At 72.2% G+C, this 11,456-nt stretch carries 11 protein-coding genes; 4 read left to right on the top strand and 7 right to left on the bottom strand.

Going from position 1 to position 11,456, the window contains the following annotated elements; all coding sequences use genetic code 11:
* Window positions 1-374 precede the first annotated feature (374 nt).
* The 3 genes from HCN56_RS18505 (at window position 375) to HCN56_RS18515 (ending at window position 2,600) form a co-directional block, all read left to right on the top strand.
* Window positions 375-716 carry a DUF2516 family protein gene (locus HCN56_RS18505; RefSeq protein ID WP_167972607.1) on the top strand — a complete coding sequence of 114 codons (342 nt, stop codon included), beginning with the start codon at window positions 375-377 and terminating at the stop codon, window positions 714-716.
* Window positions 717-973: 257 nt separating this feature from the next.
* On the top strand, window positions 974-1,594 hold the full coding sequence (locus tag HCN56_RS18510; protein WP_167972593.1) for a DUF47 domain-containing protein: 621 nt from the start codon (window positions 974-976) through the stop codon (window positions 1,592-1,594).
* Between the two features lie 4 nt (window positions 1,595-1,598).
* The gene (locus HCN56_RS18515; protein WP_167972595.1) at window positions 1,599-2,600 is read left to right on the top strand and encodes an inorganic phosphate transporter; all 1,002 of its coding nucleotides are present in this window, start codon (window positions 1,599-1,601) and stop codon (window positions 2,598-2,600) included.
* Between the two features lie 160 nt (window positions 2,601-2,760).
* Here the strand turns inward: HCN56_RS18515 and pstB are convergent, their stop codons facing one another.
* The 4 genes from pstB to pstS all read right to left on the bottom strand — a co-directional run bounded on the left by pstB (window position 2,761) and on the right by pstS (window position 6,930).
* The gene (gene pstB, locus HCN56_RS18520) at window positions 2,761-3,537 is read right to left on the bottom strand and encodes a phosphate ABC transporter ATP-binding protein PstB (protein WP_167972597.1); all 777 of its coding nucleotides are present in this window, start codon (window positions 3,535-3,537) and stop codon (window positions 2,761-2,763) included.
* Window positions 3,538-3,566: 29 nt separating this feature from the next.
* The gene (gene pstA / locus HCN56_RS18525; protein WP_167972609.1) at window positions 3,567-4,601 is read right to left on the bottom strand and encodes a phosphate ABC transporter permease PstA; all 1,035 of its coding nucleotides are present in this window, start codon (window positions 4,599-4,601) and stop codon (window positions 3,567-3,569) included.
* 107 nt (window positions 4,602-4,708) lie between these two features.
* Window positions 4,709-5,689, bottom strand: a complete 981-nt coding sequence (gene pstC / locus HCN56_RS18530; protein WP_167972599.1) for a phosphate ABC transporter permease subunit PstC — start codon at window positions 5,687-5,689, stop codon at window positions 4,709-4,711.
* Window positions 5,690-5,805: 116 nt separating this feature from the next.
* A complete protein-coding gene (pstS, locus tag HCN56_RS18535; RefSeq protein WP_376770892.1) occupies window positions 5,806-6,930 on the bottom strand; it encodes a phosphate ABC transporter substrate-binding protein PstS in 1,125 nt (374 codons plus the stop codon).
* A gap of 350 nt (window positions 6,931-7,280) precedes the next feature.
* Between pstS and HCN56_RS18540 the strand changes: the two genes are divergently transcribed.
* Window positions 7,281-7,739, top strand: coding sequence for a metal-sensitive transcriptional regulator (locus tag HCN56_RS18540; RefSeq protein ID WP_245246719.1), 459 nt, complete (start codon window positions 7,281-7,283; stop codon window positions 7,737-7,739).
* Between the two features lie 57 nt (window positions 7,740-7,796).
* Here the strand turns inward: HCN56_RS18540 and HCN56_RS18545 are convergent, their stop codons facing one another.
* The 3 genes from HCN56_RS18545 to HCN56_RS18555 all read right to left on the bottom strand — a co-directional run bounded on the left by HCN56_RS18545 (window position 7,797) and on the right by HCN56_RS18555 (window position 11,038).
* A complete protein-coding gene (locus HCN56_RS18545) occupies window positions 7,797-8,588 on the bottom strand; it encodes a hypothetical protein (protein WP_312871294.1) in 792 nt (263 codons plus the stop codon).
* A gap of 578 nt (window positions 8,589-9,166) precedes the next feature.
* The gene (locus HCN56_RS18550; protein WP_167972605.1) at window positions 9,167-9,844 is read right to left on the bottom strand and encodes a phosphatase PAP2 family protein; all 678 of its coding nucleotides are present in this window, start codon (window positions 9,842-9,844) and stop codon (window positions 9,167-9,169) included.
* 246 nt (window positions 9,845-10,090) lie between these two features.
* Window positions 10,091-11,038: a C40 family peptidase gene (locus tag HCN56_RS18555; RefSeq protein WP_167972614.1), complete on the bottom strand. Its 948-nt coding sequence runs from the start codon at window positions 11,036-11,038 to the stop codon at window positions 10,091-10,093.
* Window positions 11,039-11,456 lie beyond the last annotated feature (418 nt).

Genomic DNA, 11,456 nt, shown 5'->3' on the forward strand with positions numbered 1-11,456 from the left:
TCACCCGCCCGAAGGGGGTTCGTGATGTCGAGGTCGGAGCCATGCGTACCACGCTACTCGCAGCGCACCGCAGTGTGCGGCATCGGGGCGGGGAAGACACGGAGTCCGGCACTGCCTGCTCCCCCGCTCCACCCCGCGCCCCGTCCGCACCGCCGCCCGGCGGATCGCCGCCCGGCGGAGCCCGCACCACACCCCGCGCCGGCTCGCCCCGACGGCGGCCCCCGGGCGTGTGAGCCCGCCGCGACCTGGGCAGATGATCACCAGCCGTGTGATCACCCGGCGCGCCGGCGGCCCGGGCACGATCAGTGCCGTCCGAGGACGCGCCCGGTAGCGTGGAGACCGACAGCCGACAGACCGACAGGGTGGTGGAGACGATGCTCCTCTCAGGGTTCAACTGGCTGCTCAGCCTGCTCTTTCTCGCACTGCTGGTGATGAGCATCTTCGCCTTCGTGCACGCAGCGCTGCAGCGCGAGGACGCGTTCCGCGCCGTGGACAAGCAGACCAAGCCCTTCTGGCTGATCATCCTCGGCATCTCCGTCGCGGTGCAGCTGTTCGCCCCCATGCTGCTGCTGATTCTGGTCGGCGTGATCGCCTCGATCGTCTACATCGTGGACGTACGGCCCGCCGTGCAGGGCGTCAGCCGGGGCGGACGCGGCGGCAACAGCGGCTGGAGCAGCAGTGACGGCCCGTACGGGCCGTACAACGGCGGGCGCTGAGCCGCCGTCGGTCTCCGTCGGCGCCCCACCGGCGGTGACATCGTGCGCCCGCGGCGACACCCGGCGTGTCCGCCACGCCGGACCGGCCGGGCGGCGCGCCCGGGACACCCGTGGTTCTCCGGCCATTCCCGCCGGGGCGCCGCCCCCGGAGGAGACCGAAGCGAGACCGACCGGACACCCGATGGGGTTAGCCGTGGCCGGAATGTGCCTTTAGCATCATCGGGTACAACTTCCGATGAACCGCAGAGGACAGCCCAGTGCGCTTTCGCCTGACGCCGCGGGAGACGAACTTCTACGATCTCTTCGCCACCGCGGCGGACAACATCCTCTCCGGCTCCAAGCTCCTCCAGGAACTCCTGGGCGCCGACAGCGAGGGCCGCGCGGAACTGGCGGACCGCATGCGCGCCGCCGAGCACGCGGGAGACGACACCACCCACGCGATCTTCCACGAACTCAACTCGACGTTCGTGACCCCGTTCGACCGCGAGGACATCTATCGGCTGGCGTCCTGCCTGGACGACATCATGGACTTCATGGAAGAGGCCGTCGACCTCGTCGTCCTCTACCGGGTCGAGGAACTCCCCCAGGGCGTGGAGCAGCAGATCGAGGTGATCTGCCGGGCGGCCGAACTGACCGCCGAGGCCATGCCGCAGCTGCGCACCATGGAGAACCTCACCGAGTACTGGATCGAGGTCAACCGGCTGGAGAACCAGGCCGACCGGGTGCACCGGAAGCTGCTGGCCCACCTCTTCGACGGCTCCTACGACGCGATAGAGGTCATGAAGCTCAAGCAGATCGTGGACGTGCTGGAGGAGGCCGCCGACGCGTTCGAGCGGGTGGCCAACACCGTGGAGTCGATCGCCGTCAAGGAGTCCTGACACCTTGGACACGCTCGCCCTGGTGGTCGTGGTCAGTGCCGTGCTGTTCTACACCGGCGTCAACGGCTTCCGCGACTCGGCGGACGCGATCGCGACCTCCGTCTCGGCGCGGGCGCTGACCCCCAGGGTCGCCGTAGCGCTCGCGGCGCTGATGAACCTGGCCGGGGCGTTCCTCGGCACCACCGTCGCGCGGGTGGTCAGCGAGGACCTGGTGACGCCGCCGGAGGGCGGGCGCGGGCTGCTGATGCTGTTCGCCGCGGTCTGCGGCGCGCTGCTGTGGAGCGCCGCCGCCTGGTACCTGCGGCTGCCGTCCTCGTCCTCGCAGGCGCTGTTCGGCGGGCTGGTGGGTGCGGTCCTCGCCGGGGCGGGCGCCGTCCACTGGGGCGGGGTGCTGCTGAAGGTGGTGCTGCCGCTGCTGCTGGCGCCGCTGGTGGCGCTGGCCGTGGGCCGGCTGGTGGTGGCCGGGCTGATGTGGACGTTCCGCCGGGCGCAGCCGCACCGGGCGCAGCGGGGCTTCCGTGCCGCGCAGACGGTCTCCACGGCGGGCATGGCGCTGGGGCACGGGTTGCAGGACGCGCAGAAGACGATGGGCGTGGTGGTGCTGGCGCTGGTCGTCGCCGGGGAGGTGGAGGCAGGCTCCGGTGTCCCGCTGTGGACGCAGGCGGCGTGTGCGCTGATGCTGGCCGCCGGCACCTACGCCGGGGGCTGGCGGGTGGTGCGGGGGCTGGGCCGCCGGGTGTTCGCCGTCGACGCGCCGCGCGGCTTCGCCGCGGAGTCGTCGGCCGCCGCGGTCATGTTCACCTCGGCGTTCGTGCTCCACGCCCCGGTGCCGACCACCCACGTGGTGACGGGGTCGATCGTCGGGGCCGGCACCACGCGCCGGCGGACGGTGGCCCGCTGGGCCGTCGCGCGGACGATCGTGATCGGCTGGTCGGTGACGCTGCCCGCGGTGGCGGTCCTGGCGGCGGCGCTGTTCTTCGTGGGTGCCGTGCTGCTGCCGGTCTGACCGGTGCGGGCGGGCCGGCGGCGGCCCGGACGACCACGGCACCGCCCAACACCGCCGCGCACGCCTCCGCGCCCGTCACCGGGCGCAAGGCGCCGCCCGGTGACGGGCGCGGCGGGTGTCGCTGCGGGCGTGGTGGACGCCGGCCGGGCGCCCGTCCGGCTCAGCCGAAGCGGCCGGAGATGTAGTCCTCGGTGGCCTGCACCGACGGGTTGGAGAAGATCTTGTCGGTGGTGTCGATCTCGATCAGCTTCCCCGGCTGGCCGACCGCGGCCAGGTTGAAGAAGGCGGTGCGCTCGGAGACGCGGGCCGCCTGCTGCATGTTGTGGGTCACGATCACGATGGTGAACCGGGACTTGAGCTGGCTGATCAGGTCCTCGATCGCGAGGGTGGAGATCGGGTCCAGCGCGGAGCAGGGCTCGTCCATCAGCAGCACGTCCGGCTCGACGGCGGTGGCACGGGCGATGCACAGCCGCTGCTGCTGACCGCCGGAGAGCCCGGAGCCGGGCTTGTGCAGCCGGTCCTTGACCTCGTTCCAGAGGTTGGCGCCGCGGAGGTTCTTCTCGACGACCTCGTCCAGCTCGGCGCGGCTGAACTTGCCGTTCAGCTTCAGGCCGGCGACGACGTTGTCGTAGATGGACATGGTGGGGAACGGGTTGGGCCGCTGGAAGACCATGCCGATGTTGCGGCGGACCTGGACCGGGTCGACACCCGGGCCGTAGAGGTCCTCGTTGTCCAGCATCACCTGGCCCTCGACGCGGCCGCCGGGGGTCACCTCGTGCATCCGGTTCAGGGTGCGCAGGAAGGTGGACTTGCCGCAGCCGGAGGGGCCGATGAAGGCGGTGACCGACTTGGGCTGGACGTGCATCGAGATGCCCTCGATGGCGCGGTGGGTGCCGTAGAAGGCGGTCAGCCCGGTGACGTCGATGCGCTTGGCCATGGGTTCGTCGCTCGCTTTCTTCCGATGGCCTAGCGGCCGGTCTTCGGGGCCTTCCAGCGGGCGATGCCGCGGGCGACCAGGTTGAGGATCATGATGAAGGCGATCAGGACCAGCGCCGCGGCCCAGGCGCGGTCGTACGCCGCCTCGGTGCCGAAGGCCCACTGCTCGTAGACGAAGAGCGGCAGCGAGGACTGGGCGCCCTCGAACGGGTTGGCGTTGATCATGTTGCTGCCGAAGACCAGCAGGATGATCGGCGCGGTCTCACCGGCGATGCGGGCCAGCGCCAGCATGACGCCGGTGGTGATGCCGCCGATCGCGGTCGGCAGCACGACCTTGAGGATGGTGCGCCACTTCGGCACGCCCAGGGCGAGGGACGCCTCCCGCAGCTCGCCGGGGACGAGCTTCAGCATCTCCTCGGTGGAGCGGACCACGATCGGCATCATCAGGATGGACAGGGCCAGGGCGCCGGCGAAGCCGGAGTAGCCGAAGCCCAGCATCATGATCCACATGCTGAGGACGAAGAGGCCGGCCACGATCGACGGGATGCCGGTCATGACGTCCACGAAGAAGGTGATCGCCTTGGCGAGCCGGCCGCGCCCGTACTCCACCAGGTAGACGGCGGTGAGCAGGCCGATCGGGATCGCGATGACCGAGGCGAGCAGCACCTGCTGCACCGTGCCGAGCAGGGCGTGGTAGATACCGCCGCCCTCCTGCCAGGAGAGCACGCCGTTCATGGAGTGGGTGAGGAAGTACCAGCTGACCCCCGGGATGCCGCGGGCGATGGTCTCCCACAGCAGGGACGCCAGCGGCAGGATCGCCACGACGAAGCTGGTCCACACCAGGCTGGCCGCGAACCGGTCCACCGCCTGGCGCCGGCCCTCGACCACCGTGGTGACGGCGAAGGTGGCGGTCAGGTAGATGACGGCAGCTATCAGGCCCCACTGGATACGGGAGTCCAGGTCGCCCAGGACGCCGATCAGGATGCCGGCGCCCAGCGAGCCCGCGACCAGGGCGGCCGGCGCCCAGCGGGGCAGCCGCGGCTGCTGGAGGGTCGTGTTGCGCAGGACGGCGGTGGCGCCGGGCCGCTCGGACGGGCCCTCGGGCCCGGGTGCGGCACCGGAGCCGGCGGGTCGGCCGCCCGTGCTCTTCACGGTGTCCTTCACGGTGTCGCTCACGAGGTGAACTCCTTGCGACGGGCGATGATCAGGCGGGCGGCGCCGTTGACCAGCAGGGTGAGCAGGAAGAGCACCAGGCCGGAGGCGATCAGGGCGTCGCGGCCCATCGAGCCGGCCTCCTTGAACTGGCTGGCGATGTTCTGGGCGAAGGTGCCGCCGCCGGACTCCAGCAGGCTGATGTTGATCAGGAAGGCCGGGGAGAGCACGGTGGCGACCGCCATCGTCTCGCCCAGCGCACGGCCGAGACCGAGCATGGAGGCGCTGATGACGCCGGAGCGGCCGAAGGGCAGCACCGTCATCCGGATGACCTCCCACCGGGTGGCGCCCAGGGCGAGGGCGGCCTCCTCGTGGGCCTTCGGGGTCTGCTTGAAGATCTCGCGGGTGACGCTGGTGATGATCGGCAGGATCATGATCGCCAGCAGGATGCCCACGGTCATCAGCGACCGCGCCGGGGTGTTGTCGTAGGCGAAGATCCCGGTCCAGCCGAAGAACTGGTCGAGCCAGGAGTAGAGCCCCGTCATCTGCGGCACCAGGAACAGCGCGCCCCACAGGCCGTAGATGATGCTGGGCACCGCGGCGAGCAGGTCGACCACGTAGCCCAGCGTCCCGGCGACCCGGCGCGGCGCGTAGTGCGAGATGAACAGCGCGATGCCGACCGCCACCGGCACCGCCAGCACCATGGCGATCACGGAGCTGACGACGGTGCCGAAGAGCAGCACCGCGATGCCGAAGTACGGCGGGTTGGCGTTGGCGTCCCACTCGAAGGTGGTGAGGAAGTTGCCCTCGTTGGCCGAGATGGCCACGGCCGCCCTGATCGACAGGAAGACCGCGATGGCGGCCATGATCACGAGGAGCGTGATCCCGGCGCCCTTCGACAGGCCGCTGAAGATCCGGTCGCCCGGGCGCACGGCGGACGACCGCCGCGGCGCGGGCTCCAGGCCGCCGGGCGGCGAGGAGTCGGTCTGTATCGCAGGCATCTCGCAGGTCTTTCCGTCTCGGTGGCTCGGGGTCGGTCTGGGGGTTCCGGGTGGTCAGGCGGCGCGGGCCGCGGGGCGGCGCCCCGTCGCCGGGCGCGGCGCCCGGCTCGGCCGGGTCAGGACATCTCCTGGACCCGGTCGCGCACCTGGGTGATCACTTCCTCGGGGATGGCGGCGTAGTGGATGTCGGTGACGACCTCCTGGCCCTCCTCGCTCGCCGTCCAGGCGAGGAACGCCTTGGTGAGGTCGAGGGTGGCCGGGTTGTTGCCCCGGTCGCACACGATCTCGTAGGCGATCAGCACGATCGGGTAGGCGCCGTCCTCGCTGGTGGTGTAGTCGATCTCCATCGCCAGGTCGCCGTCCTCGCCGATGACGCGGCCGGCGGCGATGCCCGCGGAGGCGTTCTCGACGGTGGCGGCGACCGGCTCGGCCGCGCCGGTGTCCAGCACCACGGAGTCGATGCCGTTCTGGTAGGCGTAGGACAGCTCGAAGTAGCTGATCGCGCCGGCGTTCTGCTGCACCATGCCGACCAGGCCGGAGGAGCCGTCGGCCGACTGCCCGCCCTTGCCGCGCCACACCTTGTCCGGCGTGTACGGCCAGGCGTCGGGGGCGGCGGCGTGCAGGTAGGAGGTGAAGTTGTCGGTGGTGCCGGAGCCGTCGGAGCGCGAGAACGGCGTGATCGCCAGGTCCGGCAGCTCGGTGTCGGGGTTGAGCTCCTGGATCTTCGGGTCGTCCCAGCGGTTGATCCGCGAGTCGAAGATCTCGGCGAGGGTCTCCGCGTCCAGCACCAGGTCGTCGACGCCGGGGACGTTGTAGCCGACGGACACCGGGCCGGCGACCATCGGGAGGTGGATGGCGCGGCCGCCGTCGCGGCAGACCCGCTGCGACTCCTCGATCTCCGCGTCGGCGAGCAGCGAGTCCGAGCCACCGAAGGCGGTGGTGCCCTGGAGGAACTCCTGGATGCCCGCGCCGGAGCCGGTGGCCTTGTAGTTCACCTGACCGTTCTCGCAGTTGGTCTGGTACATGTTCACCCAGACCTCCATCGCGTTGGCCTGGGCGGTGGAGCCGGAGGCGAGGGCGGTGCCCTCGGGGCCGCACTCGACGGCGTCCGAGGTGAAGTCCATGGCGCCGGGGAGACCGGAGTTGTCGTCGGTCCCGCAGCTGGTGAGGAGCAGGACCCCGGCGGCGGTGGCCGCCCCCAGGCCGAGTGCACGTCGGCGCGGAGCGCTGGGCAGCTTCACGGTCGTTCGGTTCCTTCCCATCGGCGTCCGGGCACAAGGCGGACTCGGCCGCACACCTCGAACGTAGGGAGGGGAAGTGAATCGGCCGACCGAGGCAGATGAACGGAAGGTGAACCGGGTGCGGCGCCCTGGTGAGCGCTCCACGTCCGATCGCCCCCGGCAGTTACGGGAGCACGTTCCGTGAGTGTCCGGCGCGGGCCCGGTGGGTGAACAGTCATCTCGCGAGCAACGTTAAGGCCGTCCCCCCACTCCTGCCGCCCAGGGACATGCAGCCGGGCGGGGTCCTCGGCCGCCGTTCGATACGCTGATACCCAGATGGGGTATGGCTTGAAATGCCGTGGAGGAACGAGATGACCATCGCCCGAGAGACACCCGCGGACGACCCGGGCCCCGCCGCCCCGGCGGCTCCCCCGGTGCCCGGCGACGACGGCCACCCCCCGCTCCCGGCGGCCGCGCGCCCGGCGGAGTGCGGCGGGGAACACGGCAAGGACGGCACGGAGGACAGGGAGCACGGCGCGCCGCACACCGGCCACGGTTACAGCAAGAACAAGGACGCGCATCTCAAGCGGCTGCGCCGCATCGAGGGCCAGGTCCGCGGGCTGCACCGCATGGTCGAGGAGGACATCTACTGCATAGACATCCTCACCCAGGTCTCCGCCTCCACCAAGGCGCTGCAGTCCTTCGCACTGCAACTGCTGGAGGAGCACCTGCGGCACTGCGTCGCCCAAGCGGCGCGGGAGGGCGGGCCCGAGGCGGACGCGAAGGTCGCCGAGGCGACCGCCGCCATCGCGCGGCTGTTGCGGACCTGACCCGCCGGCGGGGGCCGGGCCCCGTCCGCCGCCGTGCGGCCGCGGGGCACGGCGGGTTCAGCGCTGGGAGCTGTCCGCCTGGTCGAGGACGACGGTTCCCGTCCAGATGTCCTGCTCCTCCGGTAGCCGGACCGCCACCACCGTGCCGAAGTCGTACAGCTCCGTCACCGACACCACCTCGACCGGTCCGGCGTCGCCGTCCGCGGCGAAGCTGAACTCGTGGCGCATCCGCCGCGGCGTGCCGCGCTCGTCGAGGTACACCTCGAACGGCACCGTCCCCACGGTGAAGGCGCCCACCGCCACCGCCAGCTGCCGCCGGCGGCCCTCGTCCCCGGCCGCCCGGGAGGCGGCCGCGATGTCCGTGACGCCGCTGTAGAGCCGGGCCTTCTCCCCCTCCAGGTCGACCTCTCCGTGGTACTCCGCGCTCCGCGCGCCCCGCAGCAGCTCGGCGGCGGTGACGGGGTCGGTGGCACCACCGGTGACCAGATTCCCGTCCGGCAGCGAGTCGACCTCCACCCGCACCCACTTGTCGGCGGGGACGCCCGCGCCGCGGTTGCGCATGTAGAGCAACCCCGGCACGAAGACCTCGGTGACCGGCTCGGCCCGCTCGGCCCCGGGGTCCTCCGGCAGCGTCACGCGCAGTTCACCGACGCCCGCCGTGTGGTCGAAGACACCCTCGCCCCGGATGGTGATGCGGGTGCCGCCGGAGGCCAGCTGGAGCGAGGTGGCGACCCGGGAGCCGGGGCCCGACGCCAGGGTGTCCGCGACGCCGCGGATGACGGCGAGCGCGTCGGCGGGCCGCTGGTCGCCGGGCACGCCGTCCAGCAGAGCTGCGTCGCCCGTGCCCACGCACCCGGACAGTCCGACCGCTCCGACCAGCACCAACGCCGCCACCCGTCGGGGCCGGCCGCCCCGCCCGGCCCGTCGGCACCGCCGGGAGACCGGCCACCCCGGACGGGCACGCGGCGCCCCGCGCCGCACCGCACTCATGGTCCGCCGACCCCCAACAGCCCGCTCGCGATTCATTGACCGCTTAACGAAGCCGCCGGTCGGACCGTCACGGGCCCGAACCTCCCGCACCGGCCGGGTGCTGGGTACCGTGGGACGCGTGTACGGCTACCGAGATGACGAGCGCACGACCGGCGCTCTACCGGACCACCGGATAGATCTCATCGAGCGCGGCCCGTTCCTGGCGCCCCGGTGCAGCTGCGGTTGGTCCGGGCCGGCTCGCAGATCCCGACCACTGGCGAGGGACGAGGCCGCGACGCACGTGCTGCACGGCGCCGGCCACCACCCCTGAGCCCCACTGTTTTTCACCCGTTCGGGGTAACACCGGGCACTGCTGTCCGGGAAAAACGGACCGGGGTGGCAGGCCCTGCGGCCGCCACCCCGGTCCGTCGTCCGCTCTCGCGGCCCTCCGGCCGCTCTCAGGCGGCCAGCCCCTTCTCCACCGGCCTGCGCCGGGGCCCCGCCGGGTCCTCGCCCCGCTCCGCCCCGACCGGGGGGCCCGGCGCGATCCAGCTCAGCCCGCGCGTCTCGCCGCACCAGCGCACCAGCGGCGCCAGCGCCCACACCGCGAGCGGCATCAGCAGCAGCGTCACCGCGGTGGCCAGGGCGATGCCGCCGACCACGTCACTGGGGTAGTGCACCCCGAGGGTGAGCCGCAGCACACCCTGGAGCAGGGCGATCGCCACGGCCACCAGCCCCAGCTTCCGGTGCACCAGCAGCAGGCCGACCGCGATGGCCATCGCGGCGGACGAATGGTCGGAGACGAAGGACCAGCCGCCCTTGCCCTCCAGCATGGGGACGATGTCGTCATGATCGAGGAACGGCCTCGGCCGGGCCACCAGGCCGCTGATCGGCTGGTTGAAGCCGTAGGCGACGGCCGCCGCGAGCGGCGCCCAGGCCACCATGGCCACCGCCTGGGGCGCGTCGGGGCGCCGACGGACCATCAGCCAGAGCAGCGGCACCATCAGCACCAGGGCGCCCGCCAGGCCGTACTCACCGAGGAACGTGACGACGCTCGCCGCCCAACCGTCCAGACCGTTGCCCCAGTCGTTGAAGATCCGGAGCAGTCTCACGTCGGGATCGGTCAGCTCGGCCACCCGCGCTCACCCTTTCAGCGTCGTGCGCGCCCGAGGGCGCCGATCGTCGTACGAGTCCCGCTCCCCCGGAAGCGGAACCTCCCGTACCTGCCCAGCTAACGCCCCCCGTCGCCGCCCGCGTTCCAGGCTCGACGGTGGTGGTGCTCAGGCGTTACCGAAGAGAGACGCGGAATCCGGTGGAACCGGGCGGGACCACCGAGGTGAACGGCGCACACCACCCGACCACTACCCAACGTCACTATACCGTCACCCTGCGACAGGGCGGGTCGCCCCGAAGTAGTCAGCGGTGTCTATGGGGTCGAAACGGATCACCGCCCCCGTGTACGGCGCGTCGATCATATAGCCGCCGCCGACGTAGATGCCGACGTGGTAGATCGAGCGCGAATCGTTCAGGTCATGGGCGAAGAAGACCAGGTCCCCCGGGAGGAGTTCGTCGCGGCCCGGATGCGGGCCCGCGTGCCACTGGTCGTTGGCGACCCGCGGCAGCTCGATGCCGACCTCCTCGTACGCCGCCTTGGTCAGCCCGGAGCAGTCGAACCGGCCGTTGTCCTCCGGCCCGCCGTCGCCGCCCCACAGGTACGGCGTGCCGAGCTGCTCCTGCGCGAAGTGAACGGCCGCCGCCGCGGCGTGCGAGGGGGGCAGCCGCGCGGGCTCCGCCTCGGCCGCCGGGGCGGTGAAGCTCTCCTCCGCCGTGCGGATGACCTGCACGTAATGCTGCGTCTCGTTGAACGGCGGCACCCCGCCGTACTGGATCACGGCGTAGGGGCCGGCGTTGTAGCCGGCCAGCATGTTGTCCACCGGGTCGCCCGGCACCCCCCGCAGCTGCGCCGCCAGCGAGCAGCTGTAGTTGGCGGACGACGGAATGGCGTCCTCCGGGTCCCAGACGTCGGCGACCCCGTCACCGTTGGCGTCCAGCCCATGGGTGGCCCAGGTCCCGGGGATGAACTGCGCGATGCCCTGCGCGTCCGCGTGGCTGCGCGCGGTCGCGTTCCACCCGCTCTCCTGCTGTATCTGCGCGGCGAGCAGGGCCGGGGAGAGCTCCGGGCAGAGGTTGCCCCAGGTCTGGACCAGGTCGACGTACTCGTCGGGAACCGAGTTCTGTTCGAGCCTGCCGTTGCCCCCGCCACCGCCGCCGAGCAGTCCGGCGGCGCTGCTGTAGACGCCGACCAGCAGCAGCGCCACGAAGAACGCCATCCCGCCGAGGCTGAACCCCAGCGTCAACAGCAGCTTCTTCACGCGCACGTCCCTCCCGCGCCCCGCCGCCGGGCCCGGCTCGGGCCCGCCCGGTGCCCGACGCTCCGTCAACTGTCGTGCCGCGCCGGGTCACTGACCCAGCGACGACCGCCGCACCCGGCGGGGGCTGCCGCCCGCACGTCCCGTGCGCGCTCCGGCACCCGCCGTCGTCCCAGCTTGCCGGAATCGCGCCGCCGCCGCCAGGGACCACCGCGGCGGGCGCACCGTGCGCGGGCGGGCCCCGCTGCCCCGCGACCGCCGCGGTCGCTCCCCCGGGCCGCAGAATGCTGACAGACCAGCAGATTCCGGCGGCCGTGCGCGCCCGGCCGTGCCGCGACGCCCCCGGCACGCGCCCCGGGACACCGGCGGTGCCCCGCCG

Origin of the sequence: Streptomyces lonarensis (assembly GCF_012033735.1) — a bacterium.
GTDB classification, from domain to species: Bacteria; Actinomycetota; Actinomycetes; order Streptomycetales; family Streptomycetaceae; genus Streptomyces; species Streptomyces lonarensis.